The organism is Mesorhizobium sp. SEMIA396, assembly GCF_024518615.1.
Lineage (GTDB): Bacteria > Pseudomonadota > Alphaproteobacteria > Rhizobiales > Rhizobiaceae > Mesorhizobium.
The window spans coordinates 53,014-74,987 of record NZ_JANIFC010000004.1; the positions used below are offsets into that span (position 1 = coordinate 53,014).

Annotated in this window: 18 protein-coding genes; 4 read left to right on the plus strand and 14 right to left on the minus strand. The window is 61.9% G+C overall.

Annotation, left to right across the window (positions count from 1 at the left end; translation table 11 throughout):
• The first annotated feature begins 46 nt into the window (after positions 1–46).
• Together NP503_RS12370 and NP503_RS12375 are read left to right on the plus strand one after the other, a co-directional pair.
• A complete protein-coding gene (locus tag NP503_RS12370; protein ID WP_236383184.1) occupies positions 47–1,135 on the plus strand; it encodes a glycosyltransferase family 4 protein in 1,089 nt (362 codons plus the stop codon).
• Complete coding sequence (locus NP503_RS12375) at positions 1,132–1,893, plus strand: polysaccharide deacetylase family protein (protein WP_236383183.1); 762 nt, start codon at positions 1,132–1,134, stop codon at positions 1,891–1,893. Before NP503_RS12370 ends, NP503_RS12375 begins: the two co-directional genes overlap by 4 nt.
• A gap of 1 nt (position 1,894) precedes the next feature.
• Here NP503_RS12375 and NP503_RS12380 read toward each other — a convergent pair whose 3' ends face one another.
• Genes NP503_RS12380 through NP503_RS12390 form a run of 3 tightly spaced genes read right to left on the minus strand, consistent with a single transcriptional unit; the run spans position 1,895 to position 5,968 of the window.
• Positions 1,895–2,749 (minus strand): MBL fold metallo-hydrolase, encoded by an 855-nt coding sequence (locus NP503_RS12380; protein ID WP_127320283.1) that lies wholly within the window; start codon positions 2,747–2,749, stop codon positions 1,895–1,897.
• 23 nt (positions 2,750–2,772) lie between these two features.
• Positions 2,773–3,219, minus strand: a complete 447-nt coding sequence (locus tag NP503_RS12385) for a cyclic nucleotide-binding domain-containing protein (RefSeq protein ID WP_127292062.1) — start codon at positions 3,217–3,219, stop codon at positions 2,773–2,775.
• Positions 3,220–3,253: 34 nt separating this feature from the next.
• Positions 3,254–5,968 carry an ABC transporter ATP-binding protein gene (locus NP503_RS12390; RefSeq protein WP_236383182.1) on the minus strand — a complete coding sequence of 905 codons (2,715 nt, stop codon included), beginning with the start codon at positions 5,966–5,968 and terminating at the stop codon, positions 3,254–3,256.
• A gap of 230 nt (positions 5,969–6,198) precedes the next feature.
• Between NP503_RS12390 and NP503_RS12395 the strand changes: the two genes are divergently transcribed.
• A complete protein-coding gene (locus NP503_RS12395) occupies positions 6,199–6,873 on the plus strand; it encodes a class I SAM-dependent methyltransferase (protein WP_164762521.1) in 675 nt (224 codons plus the stop codon).
• Positions 6,874–6,910: 37 nt separating this feature from the next.
• On the opposite strand, the gene NP503_RS12400 is transcribed toward NP503_RS12395, so the two are convergent.
• The 11 genes from NP503_RS12400 to NP503_RS12450 form a co-directional block, all read right to left on the minus strand.
• On the minus strand, positions 6,911–8,062 hold the full coding sequence (locus tag NP503_RS12400) for a glycosyltransferase family protein (protein ID WP_236383181.1): 1,152 nt from the start codon (positions 8,060–8,062) through the stop codon (positions 6,911–6,913).
• Positions 8,059–9,303, minus strand: a complete 1,245-nt coding sequence (locus NP503_RS12405; protein ID WP_128307758.1) for a glycosyltransferase — start codon at positions 9,301–9,303, stop codon at positions 8,059–8,061. Before NP503_RS12405 ends, NP503_RS12400 begins: the two co-directional genes overlap by 4 nt.
• A 1-nt stretch (position 9,304) precedes the next feature.
• Positions 9,305–10,519: a glycosyltransferase family protein gene (locus NP503_RS12410; protein ID WP_127396319.1), complete on the minus strand. Its 1,215-nt coding sequence runs from the start codon at positions 10,517–10,519 to the stop codon at positions 9,305–9,307.
• 1,060 nt (positions 10,520–11,579) lie between these two features.
• On the minus strand, positions 11,580–12,680 hold the full coding sequence (locus NP503_RS12415; protein ID WP_236383180.1) for a class II histone deacetylase: 1,101 nt from the start codon (positions 12,678–12,680) through the stop codon (positions 11,580–11,582).
• A gap of 10 nt (positions 12,681–12,690) precedes the next feature.
• Entirely contained in the window at positions 12,691–14,274 is a 1,584-nt protein-coding gene (locus NP503_RS12420) for a GMC family oxidoreductase (RefSeq protein ID WP_236383179.1), read from the minus strand.
• Between the two features lie 10 nt (positions 14,275–14,284).
• Positions 14,285–15,352 carry a branched-chain amino acid ABC transporter permease gene (locus tag NP503_RS12425; RefSeq protein WP_236383177.1) on the minus strand — a complete coding sequence of 356 codons (1,068 nt, stop codon included), beginning with the start codon at positions 15,350–15,352 and terminating at the stop codon, positions 14,285–14,287.
• 25 nt (positions 15,353–15,377) lie between these two features.
• Positions 15,378–16,265 (minus strand): branched-chain amino acid ABC transporter permease, encoded by an 888-nt coding sequence (locus NP503_RS12430; protein ID WP_128308601.1) that lies wholly within the window; start codon positions 16,263–16,265, stop codon positions 15,378–15,380.
• Positions 16,266–16,269: 4 nt separating this feature from the next.
• Positions 16,270–16,998, minus strand: coding sequence for an ABC transporter ATP-binding protein (locus NP503_RS12435; protein ID WP_127326892.1), 729 nt, complete (start codon positions 16,996–16,998; stop codon positions 16,270–16,272).
• Entirely contained in the window at positions 16,995–17,819 is an 825-nt protein-coding gene (locus NP503_RS12440) for an ABC transporter ATP-binding protein (protein WP_236383175.1), read from the minus strand. The genes NP503_RS12435 and NP503_RS12440 overlap by 4 nt, the downstream gene beginning before the upstream one ends.
• A 70-nt stretch (positions 17,820–17,889) precedes the next feature.
• Positions 17,890–19,188 (minus strand): ABC transporter substrate-binding protein, encoded by a 1,299-nt coding sequence (locus NP503_RS12445; RefSeq protein ID WP_236383174.1) that lies wholly within the window; start codon positions 19,186–19,188, stop codon positions 17,890–17,892.
• Between the two features lie 54 nt (positions 19,189–19,242).
• The gene (locus NP503_RS12450; protein ID WP_236383173.1) at positions 19,243–20,676 is read right to left on the minus strand and encodes an amidase; all 1,434 of its coding nucleotides are present in this window, start codon (positions 20,674–20,676) and stop codon (positions 19,243–19,245) included.
• Positions 20,677–20,807: 131 nt separating this feature from the next.
• Here NP503_RS12450 and NP503_RS12455 point away from each other — a divergent pair, with 131 nt between their 5' ends.
• Positions 20,808–21,776, plus strand: a complete 969-nt coding sequence (locus tag NP503_RS12455; RefSeq protein ID WP_127811219.1) for a LysR family transcriptional regulator — start codon at positions 20,808–20,810, stop codon at positions 21,774–21,776.
• The last annotated feature ends 198 nt before the right edge of the window (positions 21,777–21,974 follow it).

Sequence of the window (21,974 nt, forward strand, 5' to 3'; positions counted from 1 at the left end):
GCTTGGAAATTGACTTGCGCAGGCTTTCCGGTGATAGGGTCGCGCGATGCGAATTGCCTTCTACGCGCCGCTGAAGTCACCCAATCATCCCGTTGTTTCCGGCGACCGCCAGATGGCACGGATGCTTGTCAAAGCGCTGGAGCACGGAGGGCATAGCGTCGAACTGGCATCTGAGTTGCGCTTCTATCTACGCCAGCCGGAGTCGAAAAGTTTCGAGGCACTAAAGATCGAGGCCGCAGAGGAAGCCGCGCGGCTGACCAAGCTTTGGGGTCGTGACGGCAAGCCCGATCTCTGGTTCACCTACCATCCTTATTACAAGGCGCCCGACTTGATCGGGCCGGAGCTGGCGTCGGCCTTTGCTGTCCCCTATGTGACAGCGGAAGCCTCCTATTCCAGGCGACGCGAAGCCGGCTTGTGGGCCGATAGCCAAGCATTGGTGGCGCGAGCCATCGAACAGGCGGCGATGAACATCTGCTTCACCCAAAGGGATCGTCAGGGACTGGCGGATGCTATTCCCAAGGCCGCTTTCGGTATGCTTTCGCCCTTCATCGACACATCGGCATTCCGGGAAATCCCGGCACGGGGTTGTCCGACGCGCCTCATTACCGTCGCCATGATGCGCCCGGGCGACAAACTGGGCAGCTATCGCATGCTGGCGCAAGCGCTCGGCTTGATAGGTCACCTGCCCTGGACCATGTCGATCGTCGGAGACGGCCCAGCCCGCGACGAGGTCGAAGCGCAATTCGCCGGCCTGCCCGCCGATCGTATCGAGTGGATTGGCTCGATCGAGCCAGCCGCCGTGCCGGATGTCCTTTACACCGGGGGAATCTATGTCTGGCCGGGTTATGGCGAGGCCTACGGTGTTGCCTATCTTGAAGCACAGGCCGCCGGCCTTCCGGTGGTGGCTCAGGACATCGCCGGCGTGCCGGAGGTCGTGCGGGATGGCCAGACCGGGTTTCTAACCCCGCCGGGCGATGTCGCGGCGTTCGCTTCCGCCATTGAAAGGCTTCTGGCCCGTGACGACGAAAGAACCATCATGGCCGCGGAAGCCAGGCGTTTCGTTCTCGAAGAACGTTCCCTCGGTGGCGCAGCTGCGCGTCTGGCCGGACTTATTGCGAAGGTCCCGGTCTCATGACGTCCGATCCGATCTGGCAGCCCTTGGTGGAAGAGCTGGCGCGCCTGCAACGGGCGGGCCGCAAGGCGGAGTTCTGGCTGCGCGACGACGACGCCGTGGATCCGACGCCTGCGCTTAATCGGCTGCTCGACCTCACCGGTGAATTCGCGGTTCCGGTCACTCTGGCCGTCATTCCGGCCCTGACCGACGCGAAGCTTGTCGCCCGGCTTGACGAGGCCCCGCATGCCACGGTCGCGATCCATGGCTGGGCGCACCGAAATCATGCGCCCGAGGACCAGAAAAAGCAGGAACTCGGCGCGCATCGGCCACGCGAGGCGGTGCTCGATGATCTGGCTCGCGGACTGTCGCGAGTAACCGGCCTGCACGGCGCACGTGCCGTTCCGATGCTGGTGCCGCCATGGAACAGGATCGACGCCGGCGTGGTATCCGACCTTGGATCGATAGGTTTTGCGGCCTTGTCAGTCTATGGGCCGCCGAAGCCGGCTTCATTGGCGGTCATCAACAGCAATGTCGACATCATGGATTGGCATAGCACGCGCGGCTGCCTCGATCATGGTCTATTGGTCCAGGCTATCATCACACACTTGCAGCATGCATCCGACGGCGAGCCGATCGGCCTGCTCACCCACCATCTTGTACATGATGAATCGGCCTGGCTTTTCCTCGAACGATTGTTCACAGTCACCGTTCAGGCTGAACCCTGTGCATGGCTTCCGATCAGGACATTGATCGGGCGCCGCGCGGGTAAAGGAAAATAGCTCAGCGCTTTCTGTGCGATGAGACCGGGAATTTGAGCATCTGGCCATCCCGCGCGGCAAAAGCGCCGGCAAACCTGTCCTTGGCCAGCTTCTCCATCTCGTCCAGTTGCTCGTCGGTGCGTGTCGGATCGTGGTGAAACAGCGCAAGCGCCCGTGCACCAGCAGCCTCACAGAGCTTGACGCCCTGTTGCCATGTCGAGTGCCCGTTACCGCGGCGGCGTTCCATTTCCTTCTCGGTGTAGGTGCAATCGTAAATGACGAGGTCGGCATCTTCGATCAGGTCGAGCACCGACTGATCAAGTTTGTCCGGCTCGTGCTCGGTGTCGGTGATCACCGCCACGACGCGGCCGCCCCATTCGATCCGGTAGCCTATGCAGCCTCCCGGATGGGTGAGACTGCCGGTCCGAACCACCACCCCTTCGCGCGGCCGAAGCACGTCTCCGGATACAAAATCGCGGCAGTCGAGATTTGCCTTGCAGACGTTCATTTTCACCGGAAACCACGGCGGCCGTATGAACTCATCGATAATCTGCCGGGTCGTCATGCGTCCTGCAAGATGCCCGGACCAAAGCGTAAGCTTGACGCTCGGGTCGAAGATAGGCGCAAAAGCCGGCAGCCCGATGATGTGATCGTAATGGCAATGGGTGAAAAGCAGGTCGAAATCGGTCACATCCGACGCCTGAAGCGCCCTACCGGCAGGCCGCAGGCCAGAACCTGCGTCGAACAGAAGCGTATGCTTGCCGCATCGCATCTCAATGCAGATTGTGTTGCCGCCATAGCGAGCGAATTCTGGCCCGGATACAGCAATGCTGCCGCGCACGCCCCAAAATCTGACCAGGAAAAAATCGTCGTCCATGCTACCTTTCGCTCATCATAGCTCTAGGCGCTTCGTGCGTCGATCAGATCCGCGGTCGTATGGCTTAGCCGATCGGCAAGAACCCGCAATATCTCGATGGTCATTTCCGGGAACTCCTTCATAAGCCTCAGGAAATGATCCTTGCGGATTCTCAAGGCCTCCAGATCACTTGCCGCGCTGACGGTGGCAGTGCGGGAGCTGTTGCACAATATGGCGATCTCGCCGACGATCGAATTTGGCAGCAGTTCGGCAACCTTTATCGGCCCGCTGTCGGAATCGACCAGAATATCCGCCCTGCCTGAAAGGATGACATAGGCAGCGTCTGCCTCGTCGCCCTGCCGGAAAAGAATCTGGCCGGCGCTGTAATTCACGCGATCGGATGTGAACGCGAGCAGCTTGAGCTTTGCCGGCTCAATGCCGGAGAACAAGGGAACGCGTTGCAGCATTCCAACTTCATCCTTGAGCAGCATTGTCGCAAACCTTCCTAAATTCGCGTCTGCCAGACTATGACAGAAGTTCCTTGAAGATACCGTTCTCTGCCAAAAGTGTCTCGTGTGTACCGTCTTCCACCAATTGCCCCGAGTCAAAGACGATAACGCGATCGAACATCATCGCCATTGCCGGACTCGTCACGACCCACACAATTGCCGGCGAATGGCCGTCGCGTCTGGCTTCCTCGAGCACGTTTCGCAGCACCTTGTCCTGAACGCGCTGGTCGAGCGCCGACAGCGGCCGGTTGAGAATGAGAAAATCGGGACGCTTGAGCAGAGCCCGGGCAACATCGAGCTTCTGTCGCTGTCCGCTGGTCAGCCGCCTTCCACCGGCGCCGACGTTGAAGTCCAGGCCGACATCCAGAAGCTCGGCATAAAGCCCCAGCTCGTCAAGAATGTCATAGACGATGGAGCGTATGCGGTCCGGCGCGTCGGGATGGTTGTTTCCCACACGGCCGAATAGGACATTGTCCATGACGGTGGCCGCGGCAATGTATTTGGCAGGATCATACCGTTCGATCGCGTTGTGCAGCTCGGGCGGCAGGTTTTCATAGAACCGGTTGCGTGCGGCGACGATCTTGCTCATCAACTCGTCGGTCAGCAGGCCGAAGCGGTGCCGGGGCTCGATATAGGCAAAGCTCAAGGTGATGATCATGGCGCGGTCGGCCTCCGAAACCGCCTCGTAGGGGCGGTTCTTGAGCCGCTGCAGCAAGGTCTCGTAGGCGGGGATCTCCTCGGCGCTCATGAAGGCGAGCTGCTGGAAGAACTGGTGATCTGGCGGCAGGTCGGCAAACAGCTCGATCGCCTGTTCGGCGATCTCCATGCCCATCTCGTAGAGCGTGCTGTCGAGGCCGGCCTGCTTCAGCACGGAAGCAAAGTAGGGATTGGCCGCCAGAGCCTTGTCGGCCAGTTCGGGGCCGGCGGCGGCGCCGAAAAGCAGGTTCTGGCCGATCGTCGCTTCCGTGTTGTAAGCGCCCGGCTCGAAAGGAACCACCAGTTCGCGCAGCCCTTCCTGTTCGAGCCGGGTTCGCAGCGCTGCACGCAGTTCGACGATCCGCCCGGCGAGCTTCGTGTGACGCGTGAGGTCGGCCGAAGAGCGCAAGCCAAGATCCAGAATGTCGCGCGACAGAAGAACCGCGTCGAGCACCCGGCGCACCGCTTCAAAGAGGTCGTGCGGGCCGGTAGCACCGGCGGAAGCATAGTCGATCCAGTCGCTGTGGACGTCGAAATCCGGATTGCCCGACCGGCGCGCCTCGTCCATGTTCCAGCGCTGCTGGTCTGCCGCGGTGCCGTCATAAGTCACCGATGTCAGCGGTGCATGCTTCAACCCGTAGAGCAAGTTATCGCGCAGGCTTGCTTGGAACAGGAAAACATCCGACGAGGCGTAGGACATGCGCCGGCCGGTCACGGCTTCGGGGAGTTCAAGCAGGTCATCGGCGCCCAAAGCGACCTTTCCACTCTCTGGCCAGTTCAGACGCGCGAAGGCTTCTGCTAGCGCCTCTGCTCCGCCTGTCGGGGTGCTGACCAGCGCAACCGTCTCAGCCGGCTTGACCTGCATGGAGACACGGTTGAGGAGCATTGCACCGCCATCGTCTGCCATGGACAGACCGACCGCCGACAGCGGGTTTGTCATCGGACCGGGATCGTCGATCGCCAGTGCCGCGATTCCCGGCGCAATGATATCCTCGACGGTGAACTGTTCAACGACCTGCTGATATTTGACCTGGACATCCTGCCGATCCTGATCCCAGTCGATCAGTTCCTTCATCGGTCCGGGCAGGTCCTTGTAGGCTCCGATCACCGCCACGAGCTGACCGACGTCCAGCCGGCCCCCTATGACCAGATACCCGCCGATCATGTAGAACAGAAAGGGCGTGAGCTGTGCGAGAAAATTGTTGAGGAACTTTACCATGAATTTCCATTGGTAAAGATCGAAGCGGATCTTGAAGATGAGCCCTAGCCTAGCAGCTATGTCGGCGCGCTCGTAGTTCGACGTGTCGTGGACGTGAACCGCGCCGATACCGTCGACGATTTCGCCAACCCGGCCGGAAAGCGCGCGCGCCGTCAACTGCCGTTGGCGCCCAAGCACGAGGAGCCGCCGCCGCATCCGCGGGATGAGTACGATCTGGATGATCACGATCACCATCGCTATCATTCCGAGCCAGACGTTCTGGACCATGATGAACAGCATGGCCGTCAGCGCCTGGCCGCCGAGCAGCACCGGCTGCAGGAAGGCATCGCCGATAAAGCCGCCCAGCGGCTCCACCTCATCCTTCACCATGGTCGCCACTTCGGCGGATTTCACCCGCTTGAAGTAAATCGGCGGAAACCGCAGCACACGATCGATCAGATCGAAGCGAATACGCCGCAGCATGCGTTCGCCGAGGCGGCCCTTGTAGGTGTTGATGTAGAGTTTGAACAGGCCGTTGATGACGACCAGCAAGAGGAACACAAGGCTCAGGGCAAGCAGCGTCTCCTTGCGGTCCAGCTGAAAACCGGAGAAGAACTGGACCTCGCCAATGAACGGCAGGTTATAGTGCAATTTCATGAAGGGCAGGGTCGCGCCGGGTTGCTCGAACCCCTTCCCCTGGATCGGGCCGTTGACGATCAGCTTCGGCAGGTCGAAGGACATGAAATATGGGATCATCGAAAGCACGACGATCATCAATATCCAGATCTGCTGCTTCCGGGTGTGCGTCCAGATATAGCGGGCTAGGCTGGGTTCCATATGCGGCTGTCAGTTTGGAGGAAGCAGGCGGTGAAAGCACCTGCTGGCAAACGATGTATCGGCAATGTCTTCGCGGATGGACGCCGCTGGTCCGGACAGACGCAACCGGCCCCCTTCGTGACCGTGCAACGGCGAAACGGCTGGTGGCATAGTCTCATCCGCAAGTCGAACAGCCTTGGGTGAGGCAATATTGCGTTGTGTAGCCCGAAATCCCAACATAGAAGACGAATATGATGGATGTCACGCAAGCACGCAATGCCGGCATTGACGGGCACGAACAAGCCTTGGACCTCGCCCGGGGAATTGCCGCCTATGTCGACCACCCTCTTGTCGCCGGGCTGGCGCGGGTCATCGCCAAGCATCCGACGGCCGATATCGCCAACGCCTTCAACCACAAGCAGGTCGCCTGCAAGATGTGGGCGCTCGACAAGCTGTTCGAAAACGACGGCGGCCGGTTCGGGCGCATATGGGTTCTGGGCGGATGGTACGGCGTATTGCCGGCAATGCTTTTCAACGACGCCCGTTTCGACATTGCGGCGATCGACAGCATCGACATCGATCCTGAAGTCGGGCCGGTCGCCCGGACCCTGAACCGGGAAGCCGGCGACCGCTTCCGGGCGCTGACGGAAGATATGTACGCACTCGACTATGCGGCCGGTCGGCCCGACCTGGTGGTCAATACGAGCTGCGAACACATAGCCGACCTGGGTGCCTGGCTTGCCCTGCTTCCGCGGGGCACGAAGGTGCTACTGCAATCGAACGATTACTTCAGCGAGCCGACGCACATCAACTGCGTGGCTTCGCTTGCAGCCTTCGAAGCAATGGTGGCGCTACGGGAGATCAGGTTCTCCGGCGAACTGCCGACAAAAAAATATACCCGCTTCATGCTGATTGGAACAGTTTGAAGCGCGTTGCGCGAATCCAACCGAGATATGACCTGCGCTAGGATTTCGAGGACCAGGCTCGATGCCGCTCGCGCAGGATTTGCGCCGAGTGACGGGCGCCTTCCAGATCGAGACGATGCGCGGCTGGCGTCGGTCCCGCAAGCGCCTGTTCGATCGCTTGCGCCAGACACTCAGGCGTCAGGTCGTTTTCCCTCAGAACCGTCGCCAAACCCAGTTCTTCGAGCATCAGGGCTCGAACCGTCTGTTCCGTTTCCCCGCCGGCTGCAAAGGGAACGAGCAGCGAGCGACAGCGCGCGCGCAGGACATCGCAGACAGTGTTGTAACCCGCCTGCGAGACCGACAGGCGGGCGCCGGTCAGCAAGCTGGCGAAATCCTCGCGAAACCGAAAGATGGACAGGCCCGGCGTGGCATCGCGTGTAATCGCGTCAAACTCGTCCTTCGGCAGGTTTGGGCCGGTGATCAGACACCATTTCCAGGCGTTGTCGGCATTCCGCGCTGATGCGATGGTGGACCGGACAAGGCTCTTTCCGGCGGCCCCGCCGCCAACCGACACCACAACGTCGAAACGCTCGGAGGCCGCGGGCGCTGGTGGCGCGGCAACGAGCCCCGTGTACGCAACCTCGGCCCTGATCGCTCCCGCCAGTGGAAATGTCTTGTCTAGGGTTGCGAAAGCCGGATCGCCATGGACCATGACAAGGTCAAAATGCCTGTTAACGAGATCGACCGTTTCCTCGTTTCGGCCCGGCTTGACGCGCTCCTGAAGGATATCACGGACGGACGTCACCAGCAGCGGTCTGGGCGACGCCGCGTCGATGGCCTCGATCAGCGGCAAGAGTTCGAAACGCATCTGCCGGCGCCCAAATGGAAACGCCTCGACAATGACGATATCAGGCCTGCAATCCCGGAATGCCTGCAGCAGCATCTCTGAACGCCGTTTCTTGAAATCATCGTCAATGGGCTTGCCCTGCAGGTCGACAAGACCGGAAAATCCTTCATCACCGGAGGTAACAGATGGCAGGGTTACAGATATTGCCCCCAATCCCGGAAACCCCGCGACCGGCGCTCCGCCAGTGACGATGGTTACGTCAAACCCGTCATCGACCAGAGCCGCCGCGACGCGGCTGGAGCGCGCGAGATGGCCGATGCCGAGCAGGTGCTGGACATAGAAGAAAGCGCGCAGCCGCTTCATTCGGCGGCCCGCCACTCCCGTTCGAACAGCTCCTTGAGCTGTCCAATGCTTGCCATGTGATCGAAATTGCCGCGCACGCGCGCCTCTGCGGTGTCGCCGAGGCGGGCACGCAGCACGGGATCACGGATCAGTCGCTCCAGCGCCTGTGCCAGGGCAATTGGGTTTTCCGTCGGAACCAGTAGCCCGGTTTCATCCGGCAATAAAAGCTCCGGCACGCCGGAAATATCGGTCGACACGCAGGCAAGCCGTTGGCTGGCCGCCTCCACCAGAACATTCGGCAGACCATCGCGGTCACCATTTGCGGTGATCCTGCAGGCCAGGGCGAAGATATCGGCGCGGCGGTAGTGCTCAAGCACCTCTTCCTGCGCGAGCGCGCCTTTCCAAGAGATGCGACCATCCAGTCCGAGCTTTTGCGCCAACGCCTTGAGCCGCTCCAATTCCTCGCCGCCGCCAATATGCTCGAAACGCCACGCTAAATCACCGGGCAAGAGGGCAAGGGCCTCCAGCAAGGTGTCGTAACCTTTCTTTGCAACGGCGCGCCCGACACTCAGAACGATAACCGGTTCGTCCGGCGCCGAGCCGTCATGCTGTTTTCGTGCCTCGCCGAAAATGCCGAAGCGATCAAGGTCGAGCCCATGATAGCTCAAATGCACTGACGAGTTGCCGTCGGCGAGTTTTTTCAGACGGTCGAAGCCCGTTTTCGTGCAAGTTACCGTCCAGCGCGCCGAGGAAAGCTTGCTGGCCAGATCCCAATCCGCCGAAGTCCAGATGTCCTTGGCATGGGCCGAGCAGCTCCAGGGCAGACCAAGAAGCTGGCTGGCATAGCGCGTCACCGATGCCGGCGTGTGCGCGAAATGCGCATGCAGCCATACCGCGTCTTCGGGCCATTCGGCCGCTAGCACGAGCGCTTGCCCGAAACGGCGCGCGCGATTGCGCGTAAAGTCGCGCGGCATATCGACGGCCAGCGATCCCAGTGCACGCCAGAAGCCCGGCCGCAGCAAACAAGCAGAAAGCGAGCGAACCACGCGCAGCGGCTCTTCATGCAGATATTCCGGCAGATAATGGACGGGCGCTTTGATCTCGTCATGCACGGGGTGGCGTTTTGCGTCGGTCGGCCGCCTGAGCGCAACGAGTATCAGATCGAACCCCGCACGCTCCAGTCCGAGCAGTTCCTGCGCGATGAAGGTTTCCGACAGCCGCGGATAACCCTTCAGAACCACGACGATCTTGCGATGTTGCAACTCAGTTCATGCCTTCAATAACCGAAAGGTGAGGGCCAGCCTGCCGGTCGAGCAGTTCCGCGACGATTTCGGAAATATGAGGGAGCCCTTCCAGGGTCAGATGTGGATTACTCTGGGATGGACGAGGCCGATTCGGCAGCGCCACCAGTGCATCGGCAAACCGCTGGGAGTCCTTGGCTTCCTCCGGCAAAAGCATTTCGATGAGGCCCAGTTCGGCCGCGCGCCGCGCGCGGATCAGTTGTTCCTGGCGGGGTTCGATGCGCGGCACGATGAGCGCCGGCTTGTCGAAAGAAAGTATCTCGCAATAGGTATTGTAACCGCCCATCGCCACTACCGCCTTGGCGCCGGCAATCAGGTCTTCCATGCGGTTGTCGAACTCGATAATCTTGATGTAGGGGATCGTGGCCCCCTTCTTCAGCAACTTGTTGCGCTTGCGAGCCGGCATGTAAGGCCCAAGCACGATCAGCGCCTTGTGCTGCAATTTCGGATCCTGCTGATAAGCGTCGATGACGTCGTGAATCAATTCGGCCCCGTCGCCGCCGCCACCGGTGGTAACCAGGATATAGTCGCCCTCTGGCCGGTGGCCGGGCAACTGGTTCCGCTGCAGGCTCCGTTGCAGGAAACCGACGAATCTCATTTTTGCCCTGACAGCCGGCGGCACATCCAAACCGGTCAATGGGTCGTAGAAATCCGGCGGGCCATAGGCCCAGACCTTGTCGTAGAACAGGCCTATCTTGCGCATCACATCCCTGCGCGCCCACTCTGCTTCGAGCAGATGCGGTGCATCCATCACCTCGCGCAGGCCAAGCACCAGCGTGGTGCCCCGCGTCTTGAGGTAGGACAGCGTGTCCTCAATCTCACCGCGCAGGCCGAGCGGTTCCTTGTCGACGATGAAGATATCCGGCCGGAAGGTCTCGGCTGTGTGGCGGATGATCGACTGACGCATCCTTAGCGTCTCATGCAGATCGATGTCCTTTTCCAACGAGGTGTATTCGCCGTTGCGCAACTTGATGACGCTGGGGATCTTCACGAAGTCGACACGGGCGCGGTAGTCGAAGGCGCCGGCGATAGTCGCACCCGAAATGATAAGCACCTGAAGCCCACGGAAATCCTCGACTAGCGAATGCGCAATAGTCCGGCAGCGCTGCAAGTGGCCGAGCCCGAACGTGTCGTGGCTGTACATGAGAATTCGAGCGTTTTCTGCGTGCTGGGTCATTCTTGAACGTCTCTTAAAATTCTCGCCTTGAGACCGTGAGCGCCCCCCGGCTTCGAAACCATCCCGGGTGTGAAACACATGGCCGCAATTTCAATTTATATCGCTTCTATGGAATGCCGTTCAGATCTGCTTTCTGATCGCCAGTCCGGAACTAGGTGGGTTGGCGAATATCGCCGCGACGAGTGAGCAGAGACTTCCTGTTGTATTGTGGGATGGATCGAGGAGGAAAACGATGTCAAAAAAATCGGCAGAAGTCATCCCTCTTGATTCCAATCCGGACTGCTAAAAACGATTTCCCCTATCTTGCCCATATAGCCAATTGCTTGATCGGTATACGAAAGGACAAGGTCGCTGGGCGTCGCACGGCGCATTGTTGTAGAGCTCATTCGCGCGCCATTGCACTCGCCTTAGACCAAAGGTGCTGCCCATTATTCTCTTGACGGGCGGTCTGATTGTGATTCACCGACCAGAAATTGAGCCATCTGTCGCCAAGCTAGCCGGAATTTTAGCAATAATCGAGTGGATGCCAGCGCGGTCGCGCCACACCGCCCGCAGCAGGGTGTGTGCGACACCGGTTGCTTGTCGATCATTATGACCCATGCCAATGCCCTATTGGAGCGGTGACGGTACTTTTTTTAAACGGCTTGGGCAGGCGGTCGAACGTCTTGAGGTACAAAAATCGCCCAATTGGTCCCCGATAGTTGGTGAACCCTCGAAAAATTCTTTGCGGCGATTTCCCTTTAGGACCAAGGTGTAATTTTTTGACGGCTCTGGTGTCGGTCTCTTATGGGGCAATAGAAACATTCTAGTGTAATTTCAATTAGTTATAGGCTGTTTGAACAATCGAGTGGGAGTAGGGGTTAGCGTAGTCTGGAGTGCTCCGGCGTAGTTTCTCGCAAAAAACGACGCGCTTTAAGTCTTTGTTTTCGTGCATGTCGTTGTCCCAAACCGGAACTTTTGGGCGACATGCATTAGCCTACCGTCAGCGCATGCCCGCATTTGCGAGATTGGCCGCCGGTGTGTCTTGAGATCGCCTCATTGGCTGACCGCAATCAGAATTCTAGGCGATGCCGTCCAAAAGTTCCTCCGCCCTGGAAACAGCGGCCGCCTGATGTGGCTGCAAGGGTTGGCCGGCGTAGCTTTCGAAGACAGGCAGGAACGGGTCGTCGATATGCGTCCTGATGCCGGACAACTGCTCCATCACCGCCAGGCCGCAATAGGGAACGTAGGAGGCGGAATAGCCGCCTTCGTGCGACATCATCAGGCGCCCGCCGCAGAGGTCGTCCGCTGCCTGCATCAGCATCCGCGTCATGTCGCGGTAGCTGCCGCTATGCAGCATCATGCGCCCCAGCGGATCGGCCGCCGAGGCGTCGAAGCCCGACGGCACGACGATGAGATCAGGCTTGTAGCGATTGAGCGCCGGTAGCACAACGCGTTCGAAGACGGACATGTAAACGCCGTGGCCGCAGCCGGCCGGCAGCGGTACATTGATGTTGTAGCCTTCGCCCTTGCCCTCGCCGCGTTCCTTGTGAAGACCGCTGTCATGTGGATAAAGCCCGTCCTGATGGATCGAAATGGTCAGTACCGACGGGTCCGAATAGAAGGCGGACTGGGTGCCGTTGCCGTGATGAACATCCCAGTCGACGCAGGCGACCCGCTCGAAGCCATGTTTGGCCCGGTTCTTCAGGATAGCGACCGGAACGTTGCCGAACAGGCAAAAGCCCATGCCTTGCCCGCGCTCGGCATGATGGCCGGGCGGTCGTACCAGCGCATAGCCATTGTCGACATCGCCGCTCAACACCGCATCCATCACCGCCGCCGTGCCGCCGGCGGCCAGACAGGCGATCTCGTAGCTGCCATGGCCGAAGGGGGTGAGATAGCTCGCATCGCCGCCGCGCCCATCACTAAGCAGCTTGATACGGCTGATGTAGTCGCGGTCGTGAAACAGGGCGAGGTCATCCTCGCTCACCGCGATGGAGGCGATTTTGGACAGTTTCTCGGTCAGGCCCGAAACCTCCATCAGATTGCGGAATCGGCGTTTCGTGTCGGCATTCTCCGCATGCTCGCCCGGCTCGATGGTCAGGCTCGGCTGAAAGAACTGCGCGGCATTGCCGGTCTCGTGCCAGAGATAGAGTTCGTGGAAATTCCAGCCTGTCGTCATGTTTTGTCTCCTAGCCGGCCAGGATCATTGACGCGGCGCGTTCGGCGATCATGATCGTCGGCGCGTTCGTGTTGCCCGACACCATTTTCGGAAAGACCGAGGCGTCGGCGATGTAAAGCCCGTCCAGCCCATGAACCTTCATCGACGTCGGATCGACGACGGCCATCGCATCTGAACCCATGCGGCAGGTGCTGGTCGGGTGATAGAGCGTCGTGCAGTGGCCGCGTATATAGTCGGCGATCTCGGCGTCGCTCTCGCATTCGGCGCTCGGCGTGATTTCGCCGGCGAGCATTTCGGCAAGCGGCGACTGCGCCGCGATGCGCCGGCTGATGCGGATGCCTTCGACCAGCGTGGCGATGTCCGAGCCATCCTCGTCGCTGATGAAGTAACGTGGGTCGATCGCCGGATATTCGATCGGATTGGCCGAGCGCAGGCGAATCTCGCCGCGGCTGTCTGGCCGCTGCAGCGTGGTGTGCAGCGTGATGCCGGGTCTGGACGAAAGGAACCGAACATAGTCTCGATGCGGGCTGATGGCGCCGTAAAGCTGCAGGTCCGGCTCGATATCGGGCCGGCTCTTGACGAAGCCGCCCGCCGCCACCCAGGGTGAGGAACGCGGGCCGCTGCGCGATGTCTGCCATTCGGCGAAGTCGCGCTGCAGCGTCTCGTCGGTCCAGGCGCCGACGCCGATCTTGTCCTTGGTATAGAAGGTGATCGGAATGTTGATGTGGTCCTGCAGATCCTTGCCCACGCCCGGCAGGTCGTGCACGGGAGCAACGCCGACCTGGGCGAGTTCGTCGGCCGGCCCGATGCCCGAAAGCAGCATCAGCTGGCAACTGCCAATCGAGCCCGAGGACAGCACCACCTCGCTGTCGGCGAAAGCGGTCTCAGGTTCGCCATTGACGAGATAGCGGATGCCCTTGACCCGGCCCTTCTCGACGATCAGGCCCGTCGCCAGCACACCGGTTTTCACGGTCAGGTTGGGTCGTTCCCGCGCCGGGCGCAGATAGGCCTTGCCGGTGCCCCAGCGTTCGCCATTCTTGATGGTGAACTGGAACAGGCCGACGCCTTCCTGCTCGACGCCGTTGAAATCGCGGTTCTGCTTGTAGCCTGCGGCCTTGCAGGCCTCGATCCAGGCAAGCTCGTTGGGATCGACATGTCCGACATTGCCGATATGCAGCGGCCCGTCGGCGCCGTGCAGCGGGTCGTTGCCGAGTTCGGCATTGCTTTCACTGGCCTTGAACACCGGCAGCACGTCAGCCCACGCCCAGCCGGGGCAGCCCATCGCCGCCCAGCCATCATAGTCGGACGGCAGGCCGCGAATATAGATCATGGCGTTCAGCGCGCCGGAGCCGCCGATCATCTTGCCGCGCGGCCAGAACACCCGCCTGCCGCGGCAGCCGGCCTGCGGCTCGGTGTAGTAGCCCCAATCGACTTCCGTGTTGAACATGGTCGGCCAGTCCGACGGCACGTCCGAGGCGAGCGGCGCCTCGCGCCCGGCCTCCAGCAGCAGCACCTTGCGGGCAGGATCGGCGCTGAGCCGGTTTGCCAGCACGCAGCCGGCCGAGCCGGCGCCCACTATGATCGTATCGAACATCGTCAGTCTCTCACTTTCCGGCCGGGGTCGGGCTTTGCACAATGCTGCTTGCTGCTGGCTTGCTGTCGGGGCTGGCGCGACGGCGCCCGAGCCAGTCGATGACATCGCCAAAACGGCCGACCAGCCCCTTGGGCATCAGCACCACCGACAGGGCGATGATCAGGCCGAGCCCGAGCGTGCGGAACTCGCCGCTCTCTCGCATCAATTCGTCAGCCAGCACCAGCACCACCGTCCCGACCAGCGGTCCCCAGAACGTGCCGACGCCGCCGACCACGACGATGGCGATGATGAACATAAGTTGCGACATCGACAGCACACCGGGGCCGATCGCCTGGAAATGCGCGGCATAGAAACCGCCGGCCAGCCCGGTGAAGAAGGCGGAGATGCCGAACACCAGAAGCTGCGCCTGGAAGCGGTTGACGCCGCGGGCCACCGCATAGCCCGGATTGTCCTTCAGCGCCCGGAAGGCAAGGCCGATCGGGCTTTTGACGATCGCGTAGGTGAAGACCATGGTGAGCGCGAACAGCACCGCGATGATGGCGTAATTGCCGACCAGCCACTGCGCCCGGAGCAAGGCCCTGGTGCCGAGGTCGCCGAAGCGGGCAAAGCCGACGGCGCCGCCGGTGAACTGGCGGCAGACGGAGCCGACCATGACGAAACATTCGGTATCGGTGACGATCAGCAGATACATCGTCTGGGCGATCGCCAGCGTCAGCAGCGCCACATAGACGCCGGTCAGGCGAAGGCAGGCGAGGCCGACGACCAGCGAGAACAGCACGGCGCCCAGCGCGCCAGGCACAAGTGCTGCCCAGACGTTCCAGCCGAAATAGAAGCAGAGCATCGCCGTCGCATAGCCGCCGAAGGCAAAGATCGCCATTTGCGCCAGCGAGAAGATGCCCGAGAAGCCGAACAGGAGGTTCCACTGCGAGGCGATCGTCGCATAGAACAGCGCCAGCACGATCTGGCCAAGGATGTAGCGGCTGTCGACCAGGAACGGCAGCGCGATCGCAGCCGCGATCAGCATCAAGCTGATGGCAAGATCAGTCCTGGCCGAGCGGGACATGGAGGAACGGGACATGGGACGTGTCTCTGTCATGATGCCCTCACATGCGCCGGATTTCGGCGTGGCCGAAAAGGCCGGACGGCCGCCAGATCAGCACGCCAATGACGACGAACAGCAGCGATGGAAAGCCCCACCTGGCGCCCAAGGCGTACTGGACGAAGGATTCGAGCAACGCCAGCCCAAGTGCTGCTGCGATGGCGCCCGGCAGATTGCCGAGACCGGCGACCACGCACATGATGAAGGCCTTCAGCATCGGGTCGTTGCCGAGTGGCGGCGACAATTGCGTCATCGACGAGACCATGACGCCGCAGATGCCGGCGAGCGCGCCCGACAGCATCAGCACCTGCAGGTAGACGCGGTTGACGGCGACGCCCATGAGTTGCGCCGCGTCGCGGTTCTGCGCCGTCGCCCGGATCGCACGGCCCATCCGCGTGCGGCCGAGCGCCGCCGAGACGACCACCATCATCACGACCACCACCGCGATGATCAGAAGGTTCTGCCAGGGCAGCGTCAGCGGCCCCAGGCGTAAGGCACCGGCGATCGAGACCGGCTGCTTCAGCGGCTGCCCGCCATAGGTCAGGAGGATGGCATTCTCGAGGGCGATGCCGATGCCGACCGTGGCGATCATGACGTTGGCTTCGAATGTCGATTTGTCGTTCTGCAGGAGATTGCGAACGATCGCGAAATAGAGGATGGCGCCGGCCAAAGCACCGGCGACGATGGCACCGGCGAAACCGATCGCGACCGGCAGGCCGAGCGAGGTGATCACCGTGAAGGCGACGTAGCCGCCAAGCGTCAGCATCGCCGCATGGGCCATGTTGAGCATGCCCATCGAACCCCAGACCAGCGACAGCCCGACCGTCGCCAGCGCATAGAGCGCGCCCGAGGTGAAGCCGGCGACGAGAATGGCCATGAGAACGTCGGTCATGGCGTCAGCCTCCGAGATAGGTTGCGAGGAGTTCGTCGCGCGCCATCAGTTCGGCGGGCTTGCCTGACCAGACGATGGCGCCGTCGTCGAGCAGATGCAGGCGGTCGGCGAGGTCCTCGACCCGGGCCGGGTTCTCCTCCACCAGCAGGATCGTGCGCCCAGCCTTGCTCAGTTGCGAAATGACGTCGTAGACCTGATCGATGATCAGTGGCGCGAGGCCAAGCGACGGCTCGTCGATCAAAAGGATGCGCCCGCCCATCATCAGGCCGCGGCCTATGCCGACCATGCGCCGTTCGCCGCCCGACAGGCTCGAGGCGATCTGGTTGCGACGGTCGGCAAGCTTCGGCAGAAGCGCGTAGACCTCGTCCAGCCGACGCGCGATCTCGGCCTTGTCCGGCGCGAGATAGCCGCCCATCAAAAGGTTTTCGAGCACGCTCATCTGCGCGAACAGCATATCGCCCTGCGGCACGTGGGCGACGCCCAACATCGCCGTCTCATGCGGCTTGCCGGACAGGCGCCGGCCGTCGATGCTGATCTGACCGCCGCGCAGCGGCACCAGGCCGGAAATGGTCTTGAGCAATGTCGACTTGCCATGGCCGTTCGGGCCGACGACGGTGACGAATTCACCGGCATGAACGGTCAGCGAAATGCCCTTGAGCACGTCGAGTCCGTCATAGCCGCAGACGATGCCGTCGAGTTGCAGGACAGGTGGTTTTGCGGCTGCGCCCGTCATGGCGTTCCCCCCACCGCCGGATTCGTCGCGGCAGCTTGCTCATCGAAGAATTTCTTCAGCCGTTTCTGCGTGCCCTGGCCGAGATAGGTTTCTACAACGGTCTGGTCCTCGGCGACCTTGTCCGGCCGGCCTTCGAATATCACCTTGCCATGGTGCATGATGATCACGCGGCTGGAGAGCGCCAGGAGAAAGCGCATGACGTGCTCGATCAGGACGATGGTCAGTCCCTGGTCGCGCAGTTTCAGCACCATCGCCATGATCTGGTCGATCTCGGCGATGTTGAGCCCGCCCACCGGCTCGTCGAGGAAGAGCATTTTCGGCCGGGTGGCGATGGCGCCGGCAATCATCAGCAGCTTGCGGTCGAGCACCGGCAGCCGCGCCACGGTCTCGTCGGCCTTGGCCGCAAGCCCGACGAAGTCCAGCGCTTCGATCGTTGCCTGCCGGACATCCTCGCCGAGGCGGAAGCCGGCCAGCCTTCGCCGCTGCCGGCCGAAATAGGCGGCGATCTCGATGTTTTCGCGAACGGTCAAGCTGTCGAAGGCGGCATTGAGCTGGAAGGTGCGGGCGATGCCGAGTTGGCAGATGCGGTCGGCCGGAAGCGCCGAAATGTCGGTGTCGCCGAAATGCACCCGGCCGCCACTGGCCGGCGTGATCCCGGTCACCACGTCGAAGAAAGTTGTCTTGCCGGCGCCGTTTGGCCCACCAATGCCAACGATCTCGCCCGCATTGACCACCATCGACACGCCGTCGACGGCGGCCAGCGAGCCGAACCGTTTGACCACACTGTCACAAACCAGCATCGGACCGGCGGCCTCAGTCATATTTCTCACCCAATGGAGCCGGTCGGGCAAACGGCCCGGCCGGTGTCGTTGGTTTCATTTCCGCGTCCGGTCACTTGATCCATGGCGGCAGGATGAAGCTGTTCGTGGCATAGAGCACCGGCGCGATCAGCTTCGGATCGGTTTTGTAATCCTGATGCTGCAGGAACTGGTGCGGCATGCCAAGCGACGGATCGGCTACCTGCGTCGGATAGCAGAAGGCCGATTGGCCGGCCGGATCGGCCCGGTAGGTGCCGTTGACCCCGCGATAGACCAGGCGCTTCATCGCATTGGCCACCTTGGTGGTCTGCGCCTTGTCCATCGGTTCGCCTGGACCACCGGCGATTGCCGCGGCAAGCGCCCACATCCACAGGCCGTCATAGGTCTGCGATCCTGTGATGTAGGCCGAGTTCGGACCGAATTTGGCCCGGTAGCTCTCGCGGAACGGCTTGGAGAAGTCGTCCGGCAGGCAGCCGATCACCGTCGAATAGACGACGCCGTTGACCGCCTCGCCGCCGATCTCGCGGAAAGCCGGCAGCGATGGTCCGTACTGCATGTAGATCAGGCTGTTGATCGGCTCGGCGAGGAACTGGACCATGAACTGCGCCAGGTCCTGCGGCAGGAAGTGCGTGACCAGGATCGCCGCCGGCGGGTCCTGGCGGAGTTTCGCCAGCGTCGGTCCCCATTGGTTGGTCGGGAACGGAACGGTCTCGAACAGACTAACCTCGAAGCCGTATTCGGCGGCCTTGTCGCGGATCGCGTTGGCGATGACGATCGAATATTCGTTGGCAGACGGGATGATGGCGATCTTCTTGTTGGGCGCCTTCCATTTGCCGTCCGCGGCAAGCGTCTTGAGGAAGTTCAGGCAGCCCGGTCCATACCAGAACTCCGGCGGATCGCCCTGGAAGGAGCTGTAATAGCGGGCAGGGTCGGTCTTGAACTTCTCATTGTGCGAAATCAGCGTGTTGTAGTGCATCATGATGACGTCGTTGTCGGCGGCGACGTCCATCTCGATCATGTTGGTGCCGAGATTGTAGCCATTGATGATGACCGGCGCCTCGAAACGGTCGATCAGGCGCTGCATCGACTGGCTGACGAGGTCGGCGCCCATTTCCTTGGTGTCTTCGATGTGGATCTCGACAGGCCGGCCGAGAATGCCGCCCGCCGCATTGATCTCCTCGGCGGCAAGTTCGAGACCGTTCTTGAACTCGATGCCGTCGGCGGCGGCGATGCCGGACATCGGCAGGGCCGAGCCGACCGGAATGGGCTTGGTGTCCTGGGCGATCGCCGCAGTGTTCATATCGGCAAGAAGCGCGGCACCGGCCGCACCCGCGCCGACCGCGCCCTGCAGCATTGCACGTCTGTTCATCATGGCAAAGTTCCCCTTTTTGGCGTTGGTTAGAGTCTTTTCTTCATGCGAAATCTTTCACACCAGATCTTTCTGGCGAAACGCGTGGGTCATGGGCACGAAAGCGGCTTCCAGGTCGGCTGCCGCCGAAAGCACGCGGGCATCGTCGCCGCGCGCGCCGATGATCTGGAAGCCGACGGGCAGGCCCACCTCGGTCATGCCGCAAGGGATGACGCAGGCCGGTTGCTGGCTGAGATTGATCGGGTAGCTGAACGCCGCCCATTCGATCCATCGCGAGAGGCCGCTGCCCAGAGGCACTTCAAGGCCAACGTCGAAGGCTGGAATCGATGTCCCCGGCGAAACGATGAAATCATAGTCGTCCAGCAGCCGGTCCATGGCGGCGCCGAATTCGGCGCGCTCCAACTGTGCGGCGACGAGCGTATGGACGTCGAACGCCGCCCCAGCCTGTGCGATCTCCAGGAAGCCCGGATCGATGCCCGCCCGTTCGCTCGGCGGAACCAGCGCCAGCCGCGCCGCGGCGCCGGTGAACCAGTGATGCTGGAACAGATCGAGGAGATCGCCACCGGGAAGATCAATCGGCTCGACCGTCGCGCCGAAGGCGTCGAAACACGTCAAGGCGTGGGAGACGACGGCGGCGATCCCGGAATCCAGCGCTCCTGAAGGCGGCTTCGACCAGTAGCCGATCCGGGCGCCCCGCAAAACTTCTTCGATCCGGCCAAGCGGTGCCAGCGTTCCCACGCCTTGCTGCCAGTCGCTGATATCGCGGCCGGACATGGCGCCGGCCATGACGGAAAGATCGAGTGCTGTCCGCGCCATCGGTCCGATATGGGCGACGGTTCCGAACGCGCTGGACGGATAGGCGGGCACGCGGCCGAAGGTCGGCTTCAATCCGGCGATGCCGGTGAACGAGGCCGGAATGCGGATCGAGCCGCCGCCATCGGTACCGAGATGGAAGACGCCGGCGCCGGTGGCGGCGGCCACCGCCGCTCCGCCGGAGGAACCGCCGGGCGTCTTTTGCGCATTCCAGGGATTGCGCGTGATGCCGCAGAGGCCGCTGTCGGTAATCGCCTTCCAGCCGAATTCGGGCGTCGTCGTCTGTCCGATGAAGACGGTGCCGGCTCTGCGCAGCAGGGCAACGGCGGGGGCATCCTTGTCATAGGCGGCGGAAGTCGTCGTCCTGCTGCCGTAACGCACGCTCCAGCCCTCGACCCAGACGATGTCCTTCAGCGTCGTCGGTATGCCGTCGGCCGCCGACAGCGGCTCGCCTGCCCGCCATCGTTTCTCGGAAGCACCTGCGGCCTCGATCGCACCCTTGCGGTCGATCATGGTGAAAGCGTTGAAAAGCGGATTGATCGCTTCGGCGCGATCCAGCGCCGCCAGCGTCACCTCGACGGGCGACAGCGATCCAGCGCGGTAGGCGGCGCTAAGCTCCGCAGCAGCCAGGCGGCACAGATCATCGGCGTCGGCAATGGGAGACAGCCCATTCGGCATGCAGTTCGAACCCCTCACTTCATGGCCGCTCTTCCGGCAGCCTTGTCAGCCCAGGCAATCTGGCGGGTTTTTTCATCACCATAAAATGTATTGTTGTGGGGAATATTCGCTATTTAATGTAACAAAGAGCCATGAATCTGACCATTCGGCAGTTGCGCTATGTCTGCGAAGTCGCCCGCCTTGGCAGCGTGCTGGCGGCCTCCAGATCGCTCTACATCTCGCAATCCTCCATCCTCGCGGCGATCACTCTGGCCGAGGCCGGGATGGGGGCGCGCATTTTCGACAGGCGGCCGGCGCGCGGCGTCTCCATCACGCCGGCCGGCCAACGCTTCGTCGCCGCCGCCCGCATCATGCTGGCGGCGGAAACGGAGTTCAACCGGTCGATCGGAGACCTCAACGGGCGCGTGCCGAAGGTCCTGCGCATCGGCTGCTTCGAGCCGTTCGGCGCGCTGTTCATGCCGGAGATGCTGCGCAGCTACCTCGACAGCGTCGGCGATGTCGAGATCGACCTTGTCGAGGCCGACCAGGTCCAGTTGCAGGAACGGCTTGTCGCTGGCCAGATCGATCTGGCCATTCTCTACGACATCGGTCCAATCGGTATCGACAGCGTCACCCGCATCTGCAAGGTACCGGCGCATGCCGTGCTCAATGCAGACGATCCCCTTGCCGCGCGCGACGGCATCTGGCTGGCGGAACTGGCGGCACGGCCGCTGGTGCTGCTCGACCTGCCGCACACGGCGACCTATCTCCTGACCCTGTTCGACGTGCTGGCGAAACGACCGGAGGTGCGCTTTCGCACGCGCTCTTACGAAACGGTGCGCTCGGCCGTCGCATCCGGCTTCGGCATGGCCGTCCTCAACATGCGGCCGATCGGTCGCGCCACCGCCGATGGCGAGGAGATCGTTCGAAGACCAATCCTCGATGAACTGCCGCCACCCACGCTGATCGTCGCCGACATGTACGGTTCGGCAAAGCCACTCTTCGTGCGTGTCTTCATCGACATGTTCCATCGCTTTTTCAGCGCGGTGGGCCCTTCGGGCTTTTCGGTGACGACGCCGGAGCGCGAACCTTTTCTACTGGTCGCCAGGGACGATGGCTGAGCCGCCCCCCTGGCGTTGCGGACATTTACAGGACCGGCATTGCAACCGCGCCGGAGGCGCGGGTTCCTGATCGAGATGTTCGAGATCGACGGGCGGCTCGGCGACAACTCTTCGGTGCGCGCCCACGTTTCACCAACACCAATGCTCGGTCGCCTGCTCGCAGGTTGGAGCGGAGACGGTACTTTTCGAGACGGCTTG

Bases quoted from the DNA above. Each gene is read 5' to 3' on its own strand.
- NP503_RS12380 (WP_127320283.1), bottom strand. From the start codon at position 2,749: ATGGACGACGATTTTTTCCTGGTCAGATTTTGGGGCGTGCGCGGCAGC.
- NP503_RS12415 (WP_236383180.1), bottom strand. From the start codon at position 12,680: ATGACGACAGGCTGGAATTTCCACGAACTCTATCTCTGGCACGAGACC.
- NP503_RS12430 (WP_128308601.1), bottom strand. From the start codon at position 16,265: ATGACCGACGTTCTCATGGCCATTCTCGTCGCCGGCTTCACCTCGGGC.
- NP503_RS12400 (WP_236383181.1), bottom strand. From the start codon at position 8,062: ATGAAGCGGCTGCGCGCTTTCTTCTATGTCCAGCACCTGCTCGGCATC.
- NP503_RS12370 (WP_236383184.1), top strand. From the start codon at position 47: ATGCGAATTGCCTTCTACGCGCCGCTGAAGTCACCCAATCATCCCGTT.
- NP503_RS12450 (WP_236383173.1), bottom strand. From the start codon at position 20,676: ATGCCGAATGGGCTGTCTCCCATTGCCGACGCCGATGATCTGTGCCGC.
- NP503_RS12385 (WP_127292062.1), bottom strand. From the start codon at position 3,219: ATGCTGCTCAAGGATGAAGTTGGAATGCTGCAACGCGTTCCCTTGTTC.
- NP503_RS12445 (WP_236383174.1), bottom strand. From the start codon at position 19,188: ATGATGAACAGACGTGCAATGCTGCAGGGCGCGGTCGGCGCGGGTGCG.
- NP503_RS12420 (WP_236383179.1), bottom strand. From the start codon at position 14,274: ATGTTCGATACGATCATAGTGGGCGCCGGCTCGGCCGGCTGCGTGCTG.
- NP503_RS12425 (WP_236383177.1), bottom strand. From the start codon at position 15,352: ATGTCCCGTTCCTCCATGTCCCGCTCGGCCAGGACTGATCTTGCCATC.
- NP503_RS12440 (WP_236383175.1), bottom strand. From the start codon at position 17,819: ATGACTGAGGCCGCCGGTCCGATGCTGGTTTGTGACAGTGTGGTCAAA.
- NP503_RS12455 (WP_127811219.1), top strand. From the start codon at position 20,808: ATGAATCTGACCATTCGGCAGTTGCGCTATGTCTGCGAAGTCGCCCGC.
- NP503_RS12395 (WP_164762521.1), top strand. From the start codon at position 6,199: ATGATGGATGTCACGCAAGCACGCAATGCCGGCATTGACGGGCACGAA.
- NP503_RS12410 (WP_127396319.1), bottom strand. From the start codon at position 10,519: ATGACCCAGCACGCAGAAAACGCTCGAATTCTCATGTACAGCCACGAC.
- NP503_RS12390 (WP_236383182.1), bottom strand. From the start codon at position 5,968: ATGGAACCCAGCCTAGCCCGCTATATCTGGACGCACACCCGGAAGCAG.
- NP503_RS12375 (WP_236383183.1), top strand. From the start codon at position 1,132: ATGACGTCCGATCCGATCTGGCAGCCCTTGGTGGAAGAGCTGGCGCGC.
- NP503_RS12435 (WP_127326892.1), bottom strand. From the start codon at position 16,998: ATGACGGGCGCAGCCGCAAAACCACCTGTCCTGCAACTCGACGGCATC.